The 18,351-nt window shown below is 60.0% G+C and carries 17 protein-coding genes; 12 read left to right on the top strand and 5 right to left on the bottom strand.

Annotated features, from left to right (window positions below; genetic code table 11):
* Positions 1–42 precede the first annotated feature (42 nt).
* From AACY49_RS06670 to AACY49_RS06645, 6 genes are all read left to right on the top strand, one after another.
* Entirely contained in the window at positions 43–1,407 is a 1,365-nt protein-coding gene (locus AACY49_RS06670) for an aspartate aminotransferase family protein (RefSeq protein ID WP_258698593.1), read from the top strand.
* Between the two features lie 182 nt (positions 1,408–1,589).
* Positions 1,590–2,687: a polyamine ABC transporter substrate-binding protein gene (locus AACY49_RS06665; protein ID WP_217857542.1), complete on the top strand. Its 1,098-nt coding sequence runs from the start codon at positions 1,590–1,592 to the stop codon at positions 2,685–2,687.
* A 187-nt stretch (positions 2,688–2,874) separates the two neighbouring features.
* Positions 2,875–3,972, top strand: a complete 1,098-nt coding sequence (locus tag AACY49_RS06660; protein ID WP_258698594.1) for a polyamine ABC transporter substrate-binding protein — start codon at positions 2,875–2,877, stop codon at positions 3,970–3,972.
* A gap of 61 nt (positions 3,973–4,033) precedes the next feature.
* Positions 4,034–5,176 carry an ABC transporter ATP-binding protein gene (locus AACY49_RS06655; protein WP_258698595.1) on the top strand — a complete coding sequence of 381 codons (1,143 nt, stop codon included), beginning with the start codon at positions 4,034–4,036 and terminating at the stop codon, positions 5,174–5,176.
* A 35-nt stretch (positions 5,177–5,211) separates the two neighbouring features.
* Positions 5,212–6,093, top strand: a complete 882-nt coding sequence (locus AACY49_RS06650; protein ID WP_258700642.1) for an ABC transporter permease subunit — start codon at positions 5,212–5,214, stop codon at positions 6,091–6,093.
* On the top strand, positions 6,090–6,980 hold the full coding sequence (locus AACY49_RS06645; protein ID WP_258698596.1) for an ABC transporter permease subunit: 891 nt from the start codon (positions 6,090–6,092) through the stop codon (positions 6,978–6,980). The genes AACY49_RS06650 and AACY49_RS06645 overlap by 4 nt, the downstream gene beginning before the upstream one ends.
* A 227-nt stretch (positions 6,981–7,207) precedes the next feature.
* Here AACY49_RS06645 and AACY49_RS06640 read toward each other — a convergent pair whose 3' ends face one another.
* Complete coding sequence (locus tag AACY49_RS06640) at positions 7,208–9,610, bottom strand: penicillin acylase family protein (RefSeq protein ID WP_339522513.1); 2,403 nt, start codon at positions 9,608–9,610, stop codon at positions 7,208–7,210.
* Between the two features lie 103 nt (positions 9,611–9,713).
* Entirely contained in the window at positions 9,714–10,292 is a 579-nt protein-coding gene (locus tag AACY49_RS06635) for a DUF6436 domain-containing protein (RefSeq protein WP_258698598.1), read from the bottom strand.
* Positions 10,293–10,389: 97 nt separating this feature from the next.
* Between AACY49_RS06635 and AACY49_RS06630 the strand changes: the two genes are divergently transcribed.
* Entirely contained in the window at positions 10,390–11,337 is a 948-nt protein-coding gene (locus AACY49_RS06630) for an alpha/beta hydrolase (RefSeq protein WP_339522510.1), read from the top strand.
* Positions 11,338–11,465: 128 nt separating this feature from the next.
* Here the strand turns inward: AACY49_RS06630 and AACY49_RS06625 are convergent, their stop codons facing one another.
* Entirely contained in the window at positions 11,466–12,218 is a 753-nt protein-coding gene (locus tag AACY49_RS06625) for a DUF2059 domain-containing protein (protein ID WP_320392989.1), read from the bottom strand.
* A gap of 133 nt (positions 12,219–12,351) precedes the next feature.
* On the opposite strand from AACY49_RS06625, the gene AACY49_RS06620 reads away from it, so the two are divergent.
* Complete coding sequence (locus AACY49_RS06620) at positions 12,352–12,984, top strand: 2OG-Fe(II) oxygenase (RefSeq protein ID WP_258698601.1); 633 nt, start codon at positions 12,352–12,354, stop codon at positions 12,982–12,984.
* A 2-nt stretch (positions 12,985–12,986) separates the two neighbouring features.
* Positions 12,987–13,472, top strand: coding sequence for a DUF523 domain-containing protein (locus AACY49_RS06615; protein ID WP_258698602.1), 486 nt, complete (start codon positions 12,987–12,989; stop codon positions 13,470–13,472).
* Between the two features lie 31 nt (positions 13,473–13,503).
* On the opposite strand, the gene AACY49_RS06610 is transcribed toward AACY49_RS06615, so the two are convergent.
* The gene (locus tag AACY49_RS06610; protein ID WP_320392992.1) at positions 13,504–14,088 is read right to left on the bottom strand and encodes a transporter substrate-binding domain-containing protein; all 585 of its coding nucleotides are present in this window, start codon (positions 14,086–14,088) and stop codon (positions 13,504–13,506) included.
* A 136-nt stretch (positions 14,089–14,224) separates the two neighbouring features.
* On the opposite strand from AACY49_RS06610, the gene AACY49_RS06605 reads away from it, so the two are divergent.
* Complete coding sequence (locus tag AACY49_RS06605) at positions 14,225–14,650, top strand: DUF4399 domain-containing protein (RefSeq protein ID WP_258698604.1); 426 nt, start codon at positions 14,225–14,227, stop codon at positions 14,648–14,650.
* A gap of 130 nt (positions 14,651–14,780) precedes the next feature.
* Here AACY49_RS06605 and serA read toward each other — a convergent pair whose 3' ends face one another.
* Positions 14,781–16,010 carry a phosphoglycerate dehydrogenase gene (gene serA / locus AACY49_RS06600; protein ID WP_223488214.1) on the bottom strand — a complete coding sequence of 410 codons (1,230 nt, stop codon included), beginning with the start codon at positions 16,008–16,010 and terminating at the stop codon, positions 14,781–14,783.
* A gap of 205 nt (positions 16,011–16,215) precedes the next feature.
* Here serA and AACY49_RS06595 point away from each other — a divergent pair, with 205 nt between their 5' ends.
* Both AACY49_RS06595 and AACY49_RS06590 read left to right on the top strand, forming a co-directional pair.
* Positions 16,216–17,610 carry an FAD-binding oxidoreductase gene (locus tag AACY49_RS06595; protein WP_339522501.1) on the top strand — a complete coding sequence of 465 codons (1,395 nt, stop codon included), beginning with the start codon at positions 16,216–16,218 and terminating at the stop codon, positions 17,608–17,610.
* Positions 17,611–17,646: 36 nt separating this feature from the next.
* A complete protein-coding gene (locus tag AACY49_RS06590; RefSeq protein ID WP_258698605.1) occupies positions 17,647–18,312 on the top strand; it encodes a fumarylacetoacetate hydrolase family protein in 666 nt (221 codons plus the stop codon).
* The last annotated feature ends 39 nt before the right edge of the window (positions 18,313–18,351 follow it).

Raw genomic sequence — 18,351 nt, 5'->3', positions numbered from 1 at the left:
GGATCCTCGTCGCGTCGTCACTGCAATCCAAGGAGAATTCGCATGACCAGCAACAATCCGCAAACCCGTGAATGGCAAACCCTGAGCAGCGATCACCACCTGGCCCCGTTCAGCGACTTCAAGCAGCTGAAAGAGAAAGGCCCGCGGATCATCACCCATGCCAAGGGCGTCTACCTCTGGGACAGCGAAGGCAACAAGATCCTCGACGGCATGGCCGGCCTGTGGTGCGTCGCGATCGGTTATGGTCGCGATGAGTTGGCCGATGCGGCCAGCAAACAGATGCGCGAACTGCCTTATTACAACCTGTTCTTCCAGACCGCTCACCCGCCGGTGCTGGAGTTGGCCAAGGTCATCGCCGATATAGCGCCTGAAGGCATGAACCACGTGTTCTTCACCGGCTCCGGCTCCGAAGGCAACGACACCATGCTGCGTATGGTCCGTCACTACTGGGCGATCAAGGGCCAGCCGAAGAAGAAAGTCATCATCAGTCGCAAGAACGGCTATCACGGTTCCACCGTGGCCGGCGCGAGCCTGGGCGGCATGACCTATATGCACGAACAGGGCGACTTGCCGATTCCGGGTATCGTCCACATCGCCCAGCCGTACTGGTTCGGCGAAGGCGGTGACATGACGCCGAACGAGTTCGGTATCTGGGCGGCCAATCAGTTGGAAGAGAAAATCCTGGAGGTCGGCGTCGACAACGTCGGTGCCTTTATTGCCGAGCCGATCCAGGGCGCCGGCGGCGTGATCATTCCGCCAGACAGCTACTGGCCGCGGATCAAGGAAATCCTCGCCAAGTACGACATTCTGTTCGTGGCCGACGAAGTGATCTGCGGTTTCGGCCGTACCGGTGAGTGGTTCGGTACCGATTTCTACGACCTCAAACCTCACATGATGACCATCGCCAAAGGCCTGACCTCCGGCTATATCCCGATGGGTGGCCTGATCGTGCGTGACGACGTGGTCGAGGTGCTCAACGAAGGTGGCGATTTCAACCACGGTTTCACTTATTCCGGGCACCCGGTGGCCGCTGCGGTGGCGCTGGAAAACATCCGCATCCTGCGCGACGAGAAGATTGTCGAGCGCGTGCGTGCAGAAACGGCACCTTATTTGCAAAAGCGTCTACGGGAACTGAACGATCACCCGTTGGTGGGGGAAGTGCGTGGGGTCGGTCTGTTGGGGGCCATCGAACTGGTTCAGGACAAAGCCACCCGCAAACGTTACGAAGGGCGGGGCGTCGGCATGATCTGCCGGCAGTTCTGCTTCGATAACGGCCTGATCATGCGTGCCGTCGGCGACACCATGATCATTGCTCCGCCACTGGTGATTACACCGGCTGAAATCGACGAGTTGGTAACCAAGGCACGCAAGTGCCTGGACCTGACCCTGAGTGCGTTGCAGGGCTAAGTGCTAGGCTCTGAGCGAGGTGCGAAGATCGCGCTTCGCTCAGTGCAAACAAAGGATGGGTCTTTCCTTGAAAGCCTGCCTTGGATCTTGCCAGACTACCGGTTGTTCGGATGCCCAGTAACAGGCCGCTGAGCACGTGGTTAAAAAGAAAAATTGGAGCATTACCCATGAAGGCATTAGGTATGAAGATAGCTGGCAAGACCCTCCTCGCCATGTCCCTGATGGGCGTGATGGCGGGTGCCGTTCAGGCCGACGACAAGGTGCTGCACGTGTACAACTGGTCCGATTACATCGCACCGGATACCGTGAAGAAGTTCGAGGCCGAGTCGGGTATCAAAGTCGTCTACGACGTGTTCGACAGTAACGAAACCCTTGAAGCCAAGTTGCTGGCAGGCAAGTCCGGCTACGACATCGTCGTGCCGTCCAACAACTTCCTGGCCAAGCAGATCAAGGCCGGCGTTTACCAGAAGCTGGACAAGTCCAAGCTGCCTAACTGGAAAAACCTGAACACCGACCTGCTCAAAGCGGTATCGGTGAGCGACCCGGGTAACGAACACGCGTTCCCTTACATGTGGGGTTCGATCGGTATCGGTTTCAACGCCGAGAAGGTCAAGGCTGCACTGGGTGCCGATGCGCCAACCAACTCCTGGGACTTGCTGTTCAAACCTGAGAACGCTGCCAAGTTGAAGTCGTGCGGTATCAGCTTCCTCGATTCGCCAACCGAGATGATTCCGGTGGCGTTGCATTACCTGGGCTATCCAACCGACAGCCAGGACAAGAAACAACTGGCTGAAGCCGAAGCACTGTTCCTGAAAATCCGTCCTTCGGTGGGCTACTTCCACTCCTCCAAGTACATCTCCGACCTGGCCAACGGCAACATCTGCGTCGCCGTGGGTTACTCGGGTGACATCTACCAGGCCAAGGCTCGCGCCGCTGAAGCCGGTGACAAGGTGAAAGTCAGCTACAACATTCCGAAAGAAGGTGCCGGCAGCTTCTATGACATGGTCGCCATCCCTAAAGATGCCGAAAACGTCGAAGGTGCCTACAAGTTCATGACCTTCCTGCAGAAGCCGGAAATCATGGCTGAAATCACCAACGCGGTACGTTTCCCGAACGGTAACGCGGCGTCTACCGCACTGGTTGATAAAGAAATCACCAGCGATCCAGGCATCTACCCGCCAGCGGAAGTACTGGCCAAGCTGTACGCGATTGCCGACTTGCCGGCCGCGACCCAGCGGATCCTGACTCGTAGCTGGACCAAGATCAAATCCGGTAAATAAGCCGGTTTGAGGCAATACCTGTTGCCGTCGTCTGCGCGACGGCGGCAACAGGAATAATTAAATGACAGAAAGTTTTGCTGGAACGGTTTTTCGAGGGTAAGTTGCGCGCCGGTTTTGTTGCCAGGCAGCCATGGCTGTCATGGAGCACGGGGCAACTTGGGCCCAACTAATTTTAGAGGACCTCCACTTGCCTATTTTTTCTTTGTTGCGCAATGCCCTGCTGGTCGGCGCCGGGCTGACGCTTGCCGTCAGTGTTCAGGCCGCTGGCACGGTGCATATTTATAATTGGTCGGACTACATCGGTGCGACCACCCTGGCCGACTTCCAGAAAGAAACCGGCATCAAGCCGGTATATGACGTCTTCGATTCCAACGAAACCCTGGAAGGCAAGTTGCTGGCCGGGCGCACCGGTTACGACGTGGTCGTGCCGTCCAACCACTTCCTTGGCAAGCAGATCAAGGCGGGCGCTTTCCAGAAGCTCGATAAATCGAAGCTGACTAACTATTCCAACCTCGACCCGGTGCTGCTTAAGCGCCTGGAGCAGAACGATCCGGGCAACCAGTACGCCGTGCCGTACCTGTGGGGCACCAACGGCATCGGTTACAACGTCGACAAGGTCAAGGCGGTGCTGGGCCTCGACAAGATCGATTCCTGGGATGTGGTGTTCGAGCCGCAGAACATCAAGAAGCTGCACAGCTGTGGCGTAGCGTTCCTCGACTCCGCCGATGAGATGATGCCGACGGTCCTCAACTACATGGGCCTCAACGCCAACAGCACCAACCCTGAAGACTATAAAAAGGCCGAAGCCAAGTTGCTGGCGGTACGGCCTTACGTGACGTACTTCCACTCGTCCAAATACATCGCAGACCTGGCCAATGGTGACATCTGCGTGGCGATCGGTTTCTCCGGCGATATGTTCCAGGCCAAGGCCCGCGCGGCTGAAGCCGGCAAAGGCATGAACATCGCCTACGCGATTCCGAAAGAGGGTGGTGCGCTCTGGTTCGACATGCTGGCGATCCCCAAGGATGCCGCCAACGCCAAAGAAGCCCATGCCTTCATCAACTATTTGCTCAAACCCGAAGTGATCGCCCAGGTCAGCGATTCCGTAGGCTACGCCAACCCGAACCCCGGGTCGGACAAACTGATGGAACAGTCCATACGCACCGACGCATCGGTCTATCCACCGCAAGCGGTCCTCGACAAGACGTACGTATCCATCGAGTTGCCACCGAACATTCAACGTTTGATGACGCGCAGCTGGACCAAGGTCAAGTCGGGCAAATAGCTTCAAACTATCCAGGTTCGCCACGTTGAGCGAACTGCAAATTCTGTTGGGAGTTTCGTAAATGGCAGTTGCCTCCGGCGCCTATAAGAAAGCCCTCGAGGGCGACCAGACACCTAAACAGGTGCTGGTCAAAATCGACCGGGTCACCAAAAAGTTCGACGAGACGATTGCCGTGGACGACGTGTCCCTGGAAATCAAGAAAGGCGAAATCTTCGCCCTGCTCGGCGGCTCGGGTTCGGGCAAGTCCACCTTGCTGCGGATGCTGGCAGGTTTCGAACGGCCCACGGAGGGGCGCATTTATCTCGACGGCGTCGACATCACGGAGATGCCGCCGTACGAACGGCCGATCAACATGATGTTCCAGTCCTACGCCTTGTTCCCGCACATGACGGTGGCGCAGAACATCGCCTTCGGCCTCAAGCAGGACAAGATCCCATCGGCTGAAGTCGATGCTCGTGTGGCCGAGATGCTCAAGCTGGTGCAGATGAGCCAGTACGCCAAGCGCAAACCCCATCAGTTGTCCGGCGGCCAGCGTCAGCGTGTGGCGCTGGCGCGTTCGTTGGCCAAGCGGCCGAAGCTGTTGCTGCTCGACGAACCGATGGGCGCGCTGGACAAGAAGCTGCGTTCGCAAATGCAGCTGGAACTGGTTGAGATCATCGAGCGGGTCGGCGTGACCTGCGTCATGGTGACCCACGATCAGGAAGAGGCCATGACCATGGCCGAGCGCATCGCGATCATGCACCTGGGCTGGATCGCCCAGATCGGCAGCCCGATCGACATCTACGAAACCCCGACCAGCCGTCTGGTCTGCGAGTTCATCGGCAACGTCAACATCTTCGAAGGCGAAGTGGTGGACGACGCCGAGGGCCATGCGCTGATCACCTGCAAGGACCTGGATCGCAACATCTACGTGGGCCACGGCATCAGCACCTCGGTGCAGGACAAGTCCGTCACCTACGCGATCCGTCCGGAAAAACTGCTGGTGACGGCCGACATGCCGACCTGTGAACACAACTGGTCCAGCGGCAAGGTGCACGACATCGCCTACCTGGGCGGCCACTCGGTGTTCTACGTCGAACTGCCGAGCGGCAAACTGGTGCAGTCCTTCGTCGCCAACGCCGAGCGCCGTGGCCAGCGGCCGACCTGGGGTGATCAGGTTTACGTGTGGTGGGAAGACGACAGCGGCGTGGTACTTCGCTCATGAACATGCGCAAACTCAAACGCCGCCTCAATCGAATAATTCCCGGTGGCCGTCAGCTGGTCATCGGGGTTCCGTTCATCTGGCTGTTCCTGTTCTTCATGTTGCCGTTCTTCATCGTCCTGAAGATCAGCTTCGCCGAAGCAGACGTGGCCATACCGCCGTACACCGAGATCTATAGCTTCATCGACCAGAAGCTCCAGGTGCTGCTTAACCTGGGCAACTACGCGATGCTCGGTGACGATGAGTTGTACATCGCCGCTTACCTCGGCTCGCTGAAGATGGCGCTGGTCAGCACCATCCTCTGCCTGCTGATCGGCTACCCGATGGCCTACGCCATCGCCAGTGCGCGCAAAGAGCTGCAAACGGTGCTGGTGCTGCTGATCATGATGCCGACCTGGACCGCGATCCTGATCCGCGTGTATGCGTGGATGGGCATCCTAAGCAACAACGGCCTGCTCAATGGTTTCCTGATGAGCATGGGCTGGATCGACGAACCGCTGCAGATCCTCAACACCAACCTGGCCGTGTACATCGGCGTGGTGTATTCGTACCTGCCCTTCATGATCCTGCCGCTCTACGCCAACCTGGTCAAACACGACACCAGCCTGCTGGAAGCCGCATCGGACCTCGGCTCGAGCACCTTCAACAGTTTCTGGAAGATCACCGTGCCGCTGTCGAAAAACGGCATCATCGCCGGCTGCATGTTGGTGTTCATCCCGGTGGTGGGGGAGTTCGTGATCCCGGAACTGCTCGGCGGTCCGGAAACCCTGATGATCGGTAAAGTGCTCTGGCAAGAGTTCTTCAACAACCGTGACTGGCCGGTGGCGTCAGCGCTTGCGGTGGTGATGCTGGCGATCCTGATTGTGCCGATTATCCTGTTCAACCGTAGTCAGGCCAAAGAAATGGAGGGCAAGGAATGAAGCGCTTCCGTTTCTCAAGTTTCATGCTGGTAGCGGGTTTGCTGTTCATCTACGCGCCGATGCTGATCCTGGTGATCTACTCGTTCAACGCCTCGAAACTGGTGACGGTGTGGGGCGGCTGGTCGATCAAGTGGTACGTGGGGTTGCTGGACAACACCCAATTGATGGGCTCGGTGGTGCGCTCGCTGGAAATCGCCTGCTACACGGCGATTGCAGCGGTGGCACTGGGGACGCTGGCGGCCTTCGTGCTGACCCGCATCACCCACTTCAAGGGCCGCACGCTGTTCGGTGGCCTGGTGACCGCGCCGTTGGTGATGCCCGAAGTGATCACCGGCCTGTCGTTGTTGCTGCTGTTCGTGGCCATGGCGCAGATGATCGGCTGGCCGCAGGAGCGCGGCATCGTCACCATCTGGATCGCTCACACCACGTTCTGCGCAGCCTATGTGGCGGTGGTGGTGTCGGCGCGCTTGCGTGAGCTGGACCTGTCCATCGAAGAAGCGGCCATGGACCTCGGTGCGCGGCCGTGGAAGGTGTTCTTCCTGATCACCATCCCGATGATCGCACCGTCCCTGGCGGCGGGGGGCATGATGTCGTTCGCGTTGTCCCTGGATGATCTGGTGCTGGCGAGCTTCGTGTCGGGCCCGGGTTCCACGACCCTGCCGATGGAAGTGTTCTCGGCGGTGCGCCTGGGCGTGAAACCCGAGATCAACGCCGTGGCCAGTCTGATTCTGCTGGCGGTGTCGCTGGTGACCTTCCTGGTCTGGTTCTTCAGCCGCCGTGCCGAAGAGATTCGCAAGCGTGCGATCCAGCAGGCTATCGAGGAAGGCGCCGCCGACTCCTGGAAACAACCGGACGTGCGCCGAGCGCCGGCGCCGGAAGCGGCTTGAGCGTCTGCAGGGTGACTACAAATGTGTGGCCACCCAGACCCACTGTGGGAGCGGGCTTGCCCGCGATAGCGATCTATCCATCGACATCTATGTTGAAGGTGAGGACGCCATCGCGGGCAAGCCCGCTCCCACAGTGGTTTTCTGTCATACACATGTTTTGTGTTCGCTGAAGATCAACTGTAGGAGCGAGGCTTGCCCGCGAAGGCGTCAGCCGGGCCAGCAAAAATCTACCGCGCCGGCAACAGCTTCAAGGTGCTGCGGGTATTGGCCGTCACTTCTTCATCATTGAAATTCGCCTGGTAATAAACCCCTTCGGTATACGCCTCGGCCTGGTCGGCATAGTGGCTGTCGAACGGCACGCCGCTCTGGCCGACCGGGTTGATGGTCAGGCTGTGGGCCGGGTCGGCGAAGTCGATCAGGCGCCGGGTCGACGGGCCGTAGGTCACGGGCCACGGCGCCGGGCCGATCTTGGCCGAGAGGTTGTTCGGCACTTCGTGGGTGCCGGGTGCCGCGAACGGGCCAACGTTGAAGATCCGGTCCAGCGGCTTTTGCATCCCCAGCGGATGGCCGTGGGTCAGGGTGTGAGCCTTGCCCCACTGCCATTGCGTGACATCGGCGCCCAGGGTGGTCTTGAGGTGAGCCATGCTCGTTTGCCAGGCCACCTTGACCGTATCGGCGCGGGTTTCCTTGTCGGGGGTGTTGCGGTTGTCCCACCACGGCGAATCGGCGGAGGCCGCCAGACGCGGCAGTGCGGCATCGATCACCCGGGTCGGGAGCAACGTTTCGAAGAAGTCATTGCCCAGTTCATCGCGCATCGCTGCGTCGGCGAGGTTGAACAAGAACTGGTTGAACAGCGTGGCGCTGATGGAGTCCAGCGGGTAGTCGCCGCTCCACTGCGCCAGTTGCTCCACCCGTTTGAGCTCGGCGGAGTCGCTCACCACTTCACGCAGCACCGGCAACAATGGCGCCAGCAAACGCGGACCGTAGGCGGTGGTGGTGCCCAGTTGCAGCTTCTGGTTGGCTTCGTTGTCCCACTTCACGTTTTTGTCGCTGAGCTGACGATTGAGCTGCTGACCGCGATCGGCGAGGTTGTAGTAACCGGGAATCTCCATGCCGGTCGGCGATACCGGCTGGAAATTGGCCGAGACGATGTAGCCCCGCGCCGGATTCTCTTCCTGTGGGTTGGCGCTGAACGGATAAAAGCCTTCCTTGTCCGCCTGAGGGGTACTGCCGTCGAGGATGAAACCGGGCTTCACCCCGGCCGGGCGCTTGGGCAGCAGCGCCGAGGCCCACCAACCGATGTCGCCCTTGGCGTTGGCGTAGACGATGTTCAGCCCCGGTGCCTGAACCTTGGCCGATGCGGCGCGGGCCTTGGCCAGGGTGTCGGCGCGGTTGAGCTGATAGAAGCCGTCGAGGATCGGATTCGGGGTCTCGAGGAAGGCCCACCACATGGCAACCGGTGTCTTGCCGGCGGCAGTGCCGAGTGCATCGTTGATGATCGGACCGTGGGGCGATTGACGCAGGGTCAGCGTGACCGGTGACTGGCCTTTGACCGCGATCTGTTGTTCGGTGTTGACCATGTCGACCCACTGGCCGCGATACCAGACCTGGTTCGGGTTGTCCGGGTTGACCTTCTCGGCGATCAGGTCCAGATCGTCGTTCTGGAACATCGTCAGGCTCCAGCCGAAGTCCAGGTTGTGGCCGAGAAATGCAAACGGCACCAGCGCCTGATGGTAGCCATAAAGCTCGAAACCCGGCGCTGACAGGTGCGCTTCGTACCACACCGACGGCACCGAGAAGCGAATGTGCGGGTCACCGGCCAGCAGTGGTTTACCGCTTTTGCTGCGGTTGCCGGAAATCACCCAGGCATTGCTGCCTTCGAATTGCGGCAGGCCGTGGTCGGCCTGCGCTTGCTCACTCAAACGGGCGAGGGCGTTCAGGTCCTTCCAGTCATTGGCGGTGAGGGCCGGTGCGGGGGTGGTGTGCCCTTTGGCCAGCACGCCCTTGGGCTGCCAGTCGAGATCGAAGATGTTCAGGTATTCGACGCCCAGTTGGTCACGCACGTAAGTCAGCAAGGGTTCGGTGCGAAACGCCGCGGCAAAGCTGTAGGCCATGTAGCCGGCGATGCTGATGCTGTCTTCGGCGGTGAAAGGGCGCTTGGGGATCCCCAGCACGTCGAACTCTGCCGGCGCAGCGTGGTTGTCCTGATATTGATTGATGCCGTCCAGATAAGCTTGCAGGGCCTTCCACGCCGGCGACTGACGATCCAGCGCGGCCACGTAGCTTTCAGCCCGTTCGCGGATGCGCAGGCTGCGAAACAGTTTGTCGGTGTCGAGCAGTTTCGGGCCGAGGACTTCGGCCAGCTCCCCACGGGCCAGGCGCCGCACGGCTTCCATCTGGAACAATCGGTCCTGGGCTTGCACGTAGCCGAGGGCGCGATAGAGGTCGGTTTCGTTTTCGGCGCGGATATGCGGCACGCTGCGCTCGTCGTAGCGCACGGTCACCGAACCTTGCAGGTGCTGCAACTTCACCAGGCCCTGGCGCGTCGGTTGCTTGCTGTACACATACCAGCCGCCCCCGGCGACGAGCACGACGATCAGCAAGGCAAGTACGGTCAGGACGCGTTTCATGGTGACTCCTTGTTCGGTCGGGATTGCCGCCCGCGTGGGCTGCAAACGTGTAGCACAGCCCTCCTGTGCCGGGCATCGCGGTCCTGGAAAAGCCAGGAATGCCTTACTTCACCTGCGCAGGCCACGGGCAGTAGCAACCCACCGCCAGCGTATGGGTGGCGTTCACCGCCCGGCCTTCGTTCAGCGCTTGCAGGATGGGCTCGATAAAACTGTTGCTCGAATTGCAGGTCAGGCCTTCGCTGTACGGACCGAAATACGCCAGCTGGCCGCTGCGGTCCCAAATCGCTACTGCCGGGCTGGCAGGGATCTGTTCGGAGCCTGGCAGGACGGCGATGGTTTTAAGGCGGCTCAAGGTGCCGGGCAACTGAGCATGGCTGCCGGGCTTTTGTACCGCATAGAACTCGACGCCCTGCGGTACATATTGCTCAACCAGTTCGGTCAGGTGTTGTTGGTTGCCGACATTGCACGGGCAGGCCGGGTCCCAGAAGTGCACCAGGCGGATGGCGCCGGGGCCGGCAAGTTCGTCCGGCAAGTGCAACGGGTCGCCGGAGAACACCGCCGTGTGCGAACTGAAGGCTCGCAAGTAGCGCCCCTGAAACCAGTCATAGGCGGCCCACAGCCCGCCGGCACACACAAGGGCGAGCAGGCTGGCAAGCAGTGTGGTGCGGTAGGCCGGGCGCATGGGTTTCAATCCTCGAAGGTCGGCTAGCTTGCCATGCTTGCCGCGACAGATGAATATCGCAGGCCCATAAAGTCCGTTTAGCGCTTTGGAATAGCCCATGCCTGCCACTTTCGACCCCGATCATTTGCGTGCCAGCCTGCGGCCATTGGCCGAGTGGCAGCCGCTGTCGACGGAGGCCATGGCCTATCAGCGTTTTTATGGGCTGGACTTTGCGCCGCGAGCCCTGCGCAGTGGCCTGGGGCGTTTCGAGGTCGATGGCTATGAAGTGGTCAGCCAGCTCTGGTGGCCCGAGCGGGCAAAGGCGACGCTGTTTTTGTTTCACGGTTTCTACGATCACACCGGGCTCTACGGGCATGTGATCGAGTGGGCGCTGGACCAGGGTTTTGCGGTGATCGCCTGTGATCTGCCGGGGCATGGGCTGTCCAGTGGCGAACGGGCGAGCATCAAGGACTTCGCCGAGTATCAGGACACTCTGCAAGGGCTGTTGGCCGAGGCGCAGTCGCTGGGCCTTCCGCAGCCCTGGCACTTGTGCGGGCAAAGCACCGGCGGGGCGATCGTGATCGACCATGTGCTCAATCAGGGGGCGAACAGCCCGGCCCAAGGGCAGGTGATTCTGCTGTCGCCACTGGTGCGGCCGCGAGCCTGGGGCTGGTCGCAGCTCAGTTATTACCTGCTCAAGCCGTTCGTCAATGGCATCGCCCGGCGCTTCAGCGAGAACTCCAACGACCCTGACTTCCTGGCGTTCCTGCAAGCCGATCCGTTGCAGCCGCTACGTCTGCCAACGGCCTGGGTCGGTGCGCTGGGACGGTGGATCAAGCGTATCGAAGCGGCACCGAAGAGCCCGCGGCGGCCGCTGATTGTGCAGGGGCAGGCGGACATGACCGTGGATTGGGAGCACAACCTTGAAGTGTTGCGGGCAAAGTTCGATCGGCCTCAGGTATTGATGCTGCCTGAGGCGCGGCACCATCTGGCGAATGAGTCACCGGGGTTGCGGCAGGAGTATTTCGGTTTTTTGAGCAAGCAGATCGAGGGGCGGAATCTTTAGCGGTCGTTCGGGCCACATCGCGGGCAAGCCCGCTCCCACAGTATCTGTGTAAGTCACCCATTTTGTGACCCGTACAAAACTTGTGGGAGCGGGCTTGCCCGCGATGGCGATCTGGCGGACGCCAAAAACTACTGGGCCAGGCTCGACGTGCTTTGCCCCACCGCCAACCCCGCACGAATCGCCGCCAGTGCCGCTTGATAGTAAGCCTTGCCTTCAGTGGACTCGGCAAAGGTCGAAAACTCTTCCAGTTCGTCATCCGACAGGTCGCGATAGACATACAGCAGCGTGTTGTTCAGGTCGGCGCCGATCTGCTCCATCAGGCGCTGGCGCTGGCCGTTCAACATGCCCTGAGCCTGACCACCGCCGAGCAGGCCGGGGATCATCGAACTCAGGCTGTCGGCTGCCACGCCAGCGATCGCGAGGCTGACTTCCGCGCCGGCCTCGCGGGCGGGCAGGGCCTGGGCGAGGTGGCCGATGATCAGCTGGCGAGTATCGCTGGCCTGCATTTTCGGCAAGCCCTTGGCGTTTTTCGCCAATTGATCGCGACGGGTCGCCAGCAACTCGGCGGCGACGACTTTCTTGCCCAGGGGCGATTGGAAGAAGGTCAGCGCAGGTTTCGGGTCGGCGAGCTTCTTGCGCAGCTGCGCTTCGGCACGCTGGTCCATGGATTTGGGGGCGAAACGCTGATTGCTGTTGTTGACCAGGGCCTGAAACACCGCTGGCGGCAGGCTGTTCTGGTAACGCTGCTGAGCGGCCGAGAGCGCATCGTTGAAATGCGCGCGTTGTTCTGGCCAACCGGCGACCTTGTACAACTGGTCGTGGCCGTCCGCCCAGGCGGGCAAAACGCAGAACATCAGCAGTGAGAAAAGCAAGCGACGCATAGGGGCTCCTGTCAGCAGCCGACTATTCTCCGTGCGGCATTCGTACTTGTCGAGAATTCGTATCAGGTTGAGTGCCTTATCCGACCAATCCTCCGCTGCGCGGCTCTGTCGGATTTGCGGGCACAGGAATACTATGCGCGCCATGCACATACCCTCTGATCACCCGCTGCTGTTACGTATCGTCGACGACCTGGCTGCACGCGGCTGGTCGCGGCAGAATATTTTCCTGCCTCTGGATCTGACCCGGGCACTGGCGGCCGAGTGCCGCAAGCGTGCCGCCGAGGGCGAGCTCGCACCGGCCGCCGTGGGGCGCGGGCCGTTTTCGGAGATCCGTGAGGGCATTCGCGGCGACCATATCCAGTGGATCGAGCCCGGTCAGGTCGAGGCTTGCGACCGCTATCTGGGGTTGATGGACAGCCTGCGCGAGGCGATGAATCGCGGCTTGTTTCTGGGGCTGGAAGATTTCGAAAGCCATTTCGCCCTGTACCCGCCTGGTGCTTTCTACCTCAAGCATGTCGACCGTTTCCGCGACGACGACCGGCGCATGGTCTCGGCGGTGATCTACCTCAATGACGCCTGGCTGCCCGAGCATGGCGGTCAGTTGCGCATGTACCTGGATGAGGGCGTCGAACACGATGTGGTGCCCACCGGCGGATGCCTGGTGGTGTTCCTGTCGGGCGAAGTCCCCCACGAAGTCTTGCCCGCGACCCGAGAGCGCCTGTCGTTGACGGGCTGGTTCCGCCGTCGTGGCAACGAGCCGTTCTGATCATGCAAAAGATTCTGGTAAGCCGCTGTTTGCTCGGTCACCGCGTCCGTTATGACGGCGGGGCCAGCGGGCCGTTCGATCTGTTGGAGCAGTGGATTGCCGAAGGCCGGGTGGTGCCGTTGTGCCCGGAAGTCGCCGGTGGTTTACCGACGCCAAGGGCCGCGGCGGAAATTCCGGGCGGGCAGGGCGGTGAAGTGCTTGATGGCTGTGCATCGGTCATCACCACCGAGGGCAAGGATGTCAGTGCCGAGTTTCTTTCGGGGGCTTATCAAGCGCTGGAACTGGTGCGGCAGCACGGCATCCGGATTGCCGTTCTCAAGGCCAACAGCCCGTCCTGCGGGAATCTGTTGGCCTATGACGGGACGTTCAGTGGCGTGAAGGTCAGCGGTGAAGGTGTCACAGCGGCCTTGCTCAAGCGCCATGGCGTTCAGGTATTCAGCGAGTTGGACTTGGCCGAAGCGGCGCACGCTCTGGCAACCCTGAACTAGCGCCTTGCCCAAAACCCATGTGGGAGCGATTTCAGGGTTTCGGCACACCCGTATCCGCCCCAAACCATTTCTGCTCCAGTGCCTCCAGCCGGCCATCGGCCTTGATCCGCTGCAATGCGTTTTCCAGGCTGACGTGAAACGCCGGGTTACCCTTCTGAAACGGAATCGCCAGGCTCACAGCAGGGGCGGCTTTCGGCTTTTCCTCCGTCAGCGACTGCACCAACAGGATTGAACGCGGTTGCTCGTCTTTCTGCGCGATCAATTGCGCATCGGTGTGAATGTAAGGTTCGCTGAAGTCGAAACGATCCTTCAGGTCCGGAGTCAGTGCTATGTGATTGATGGCGACGTCGTACTTGCCGCTTTCGACGCCGGTCAACAGATCGTCGGAATCGGTGACGACGAAGTCGGCCCGTACATCCAGCTCATTGGCCAGCAGTTGACCCAGCTCGACCTCGAACCCGGCCAGTTTGTCGCCTTCCTTGAAATTGAAGGGCGGTGTATTAGCCTCAAGGGCAATGCGCAATTCGCCGCGGTCGTTTACATCGTCAATCAGTTCGGCATGAGCCAAGGGGCTCAAAAGGGGTAGCAGGCAGATCAGGCCAGGCAAAAAACGCATGGTCACTCCTTTGAATTCATTTATCGCGACGCGCTGTTCAGGCTCGCTTTGCTATGGTTATCGAGTGCCTTCGACAACGAATGGCCGTTAAGTTATTCACGGCCGAGCGAATTTTACGGAAAAACTGGAGAAGAGAATGAAAAGCTTTATGTCACGTGCAGCGTTGGCTGGTGTGCTGATGGGTATTTCGGTGCTGGCCAGTGCCGCCACCCCGGCTCCGAAGGGGGCAGAAGTATTCATCGTTTCTCCCGAGGACGGGGCCACTGTTGCGCAGACCTTCATTGTCAAGTTCGGCACCAAGGATGTTGCGCTCGCGCCGGCCGGTGATGTCACCAAGAACACCGGCCACCATCACCTGCTGATCGACGTCGACAAGATGCCGGCCGCCGGTCAGCCGATTCCGAACGATGCCAATCACATGCACTTCGGCAAAGCGCAGACCCAGGCTGAACTCAAACTGGCCCCGGGCAAGCACACCTTGCAGCTTGAACTGGGCGACAGCGGTCACATGCCGTTCGATCCGCCGATCGTTTCGAAGAAAATCACCGTAACGGTGAAGTGATTTTTCCACCGGTATGAAAAAGGGAGACCCTCGGGTCAATGCCTGTCAGTTAAGCGCAATCCACGTGGGAGCGTCTTAACTGACGGGCATTGGGCCCTTGGGTCTCCCTTTTTTGTCGCTCAAGTCGCTATCAGAACAATACACGGCAACGAATGGTGCCGTTGATGTGCTGCAGCTTCTCTTGCGCCAGGTCCGAGTACTCGGCATCGACGTCGATCACGACGTAACCGACTTTCTCGTTGGTCTGCAGGAACTGACCGGAAATGTTGATGCCGTTTTCGGCGAAGACCTTGTTGATCTCGCTCATCACACCCGGAATGTTCTCGTGGATGTGCAGCAGGCGGTGCTTGCCAGGGTGAGCCGGCAGGGCCACTTCCGGGAAGTTCACCGACGATACCGACGTACCGTTGTCGCTGTACTTGACCAGTTTTTCCGCCACTTCCAGACCGATGTTGGCCTGCGCTTCAGCGGTGGAACCACCGATGTGCGGGGTCAGGATCACGTTGTCCAGGCCACGCAGCGGGCTTTCGAACTCTTCTTCGTTGGAGCGCGGCTCCACCGGGAATACGTCGATGGCCGCGCCGATCAGGTGCTTGTCCTTGATCGCGTCCGCCAGGGCGTCCAGTTCAACAACAGTGCCGCGCGCGGCGTTGATCAGAATGCCGCCTTTCTTGATGGCGCGGATTTCCTTCTCGCCGATCATCCACTGGGTGGCAGCGGTTTCCGGAACGTGCAGGGTGACGATGTCGGACATGCCCAGCAGCTCGGTCAGGCTGGCAACTTGCGTTGCGTTGCCCAATGGCAGCTTGGTCACGGTGTCGTAGAAATACACCTGCATGCCCAGGCCTTCAGCCAGAACAGACAGTTGAGTACCGATCGAGCCGTAACCGACGATACCCAGCTTCTTGCCGCGGATTTCGAAGGAGTTGGCTGCGCTCTTGATCCAGCCGCCACGGTGGCAGGAAGCGTTCTTCTCTGGGATGCCGCGCAGCAACAGGATCGCCTCGGCCAGTACCAGCTCGGCAACGGAGCGAGTGTTGGAGTACGGCGCGTTGAATACCGCGATACCGCGTTCGCGAGCCGCGTTGAGGTCGACCTGGTTGGTGCCGATGCAGAAACAGCCGACAGCCACCAGTTTCTTCGCGTGATCGAAGATTTCTTCGGTCAGTTGAGTGCGGGAGCGAATGCCGATGAAGTGAGCATCAGCGATCTTTTCCTTCAGCTGGGCTTCCGGCAGAGAACCTGTGAGGTACTCGATGCTGGTGTAGCCCGCCGCCTTGAGGACGTCGACAGCCGATTGGTGGACGCCTTCGAGAAGAAGGAACTTGATCTTGCTCTTATCGAGAGAAGTCTTGCTCATCTGCGTAAACCTGTGTCCCGGAGAAAAAATGGCAGGAAGTGGTCAACAGAGGCTGACCCGGACGGCAAGAAAGCCGTCACCGCAGAACAGCCTTTGGGCACTATCCTGCGGGGTCGGTATGCTAGCATATGCACCCCGCTAAACACTCATTCCTGCGACGTGAAGCGTTCTCAGGATGACCATGAAATGTTCGAGAGTTCTGTCGATGACCAATCCTGCCCTGATTGATGAGCTGAAGACCCTGGTTGAGCCTGGCAAGGTGCTGACCGATGCCGACTCCCTGAATGCTTACGGTAAGGATTGGACCAAGCATTTCGCCCCGGCCCCGACGGCCATTGTGTTCCCCAAGACCACTGAGCAGGTCCAGGCCATTGTCCGTTGGGCCAATGAGCACAAGGTTGCGCTGGTACCGTCCGGCGGTCGTACCGGGCTTTCCGCGGCTGCGGTGGCGGCCAATGGCGAAGTGGTCGTGTCCTTCGACTACATGAACCAGATCCTCGACGTGAACCTGACCGACCGCACGGCCGTTTGTCAGCCGGGCGTAGTCACCGAGCAATTGCAGAACAAGGCCGAAGAGCACGGCCTGTACTATCCGGTGGACTTCGCTTCGGCAGGTTCCAGCCAGATTGGCGGCAATATCGGCACCAATGCCGGCGGGATCAAGGTGATTCGCTACGGCATGACCCGCAACTGGGTGGCCGGCATGAAAGTCGTCACTGGCAAGGGTGATCTGCTGGAACTGAACAAGGACCTGATCAAGAACGCCACCGGCTACGACTTGCGTCAACTGTTCATTGGCGCCGAAGGCACCCTGGGCTTTGTGGTCGAGGCCACCATGCGTCTGGACCGTGCGCCGAAAAACCTCACCGCGATGGTCCTCGGCACCGCCGATTTCGATTCGATCATGCCGGTATTGCACGCGTTCCAGAGCAAACTGGACCTGACCGCGTTCGAATTCTTCTCTGACAAGGCCCTGGCCAAGGTCATGGCGCGCGGCGATGTGCCGGCGCCATTCGAATCCGACTGCCCGTTCTATGCGCTGCTGGAATTCGAAGCGACCACCGAAGAAGTGGCCAACCACGCCCTGGAAACCTTCGAGCACTGCGTCGAGCAGGGCTGGGTGCTGGACGGCGTGATGAGCCAGAGCGAAACCCAGTTGCAGAACCTCTGGAAGTTGCGCGAGTACATCTCCGAAACCATTTCCCACTGGACGCCGTACAAAAACGACATTTCGGTCACTGTGTCGAAAGTTCCGGTGTTCCTGAAGGAAATCGACGCGATCGTCGGCGAGCACTACCCGGATTTCGAAATCGTCTGGTTCGGCCACATCGGCGATGGCAACCTGCACTTGAACATCCTCAAGCCGGATAACCTGAGCAAGGACGAGTTCTTCGCCAAATGCGCCACCGTCAACAAGTGGGTGTTCGAAACCGTCGAGAAGTACAACGGTTCGATTTCCGCCGAGCACGGCGTGGGCATGACCAAGCGTGACTACTTGACCTATAGCCGTTCCCCGGTTGAGATCGAGTACATGAAAGCCGTCAAAGCGGTATTCGACCCGAACGGCATCATGAACCCGGGCAAGATTTTCGCTGTTTGATTCTTCGAATTTAAGAGCACGAAGCAGGAGTCGGTAATGAGCTATCAGCACCAGTATGTCGACGGTACGCGAATTCATTTCCCGCTGGGGAAGGTGGTGTGCATCGGCCGCAACTACGCCGAACACGCCAAGGAACTGGACAACCCGGTGCCTACCGAGCCACTGCTGTTCATCAAGCCCGGCAGTTGCGTGGTGCCGCTGGAAGACGGTTTCAGCATTCCGACCGAGCGTGGCTCGGTGCATTACGAGGCAGAAATCGCCGTGTTGATCGGCAAACCGTTGTCGACCAAGCCAAGTCGTGAAGAAGTGCTGGATGCCATCTCCGGATTCGCCCCGGCCCTGGACCTGACCCTGCGCGACAAACAGGCTGAGCTGAAAGCCAAGGGCCTGCCGTGGGAAATCGCCAAGTCCTTCGACGGTGCGGCGGTGATTGCACCGTTCGTGGCCGGCAGCACCTTTGCCGACCTGACCGACATCGCCATTCGCCTGACCATCAATGGCGAGGTCCGCCAAGATGGCAACAGCAAGGACATGCTCAATCCGATCGTACCGATGATCCAGTACATGGCCGGCTGCTTCTCGCTGCAGGCCGGTGATGTGATCCTCACTGGCACGCCGGTGGGCGTTGGCCCGCTGAATGTCGGCGACGAACTGGTGCTCGAATTGCCGGGCGTCAGCCGTTTCACCAGCAGCGTCCGCTAGCACCAACACCGCAAAACCCTGTGGGAGCGAGCCTGCTCG

It is taken from the genome of Pseudomonas sp. EL_65y_Pfl2_R96, assembly GCF_963970905.1.
Taxonomy (GTDB): Bacteria; Pseudomonadota; Gammaproteobacteria; order Pseudomonadales; family Pseudomonadaceae; genus Aquipseudomonas.
Note: the sequence above shows the minus strand (reverse complement) of the source record. Positions and strands in the feature narration are given on the sequence as shown.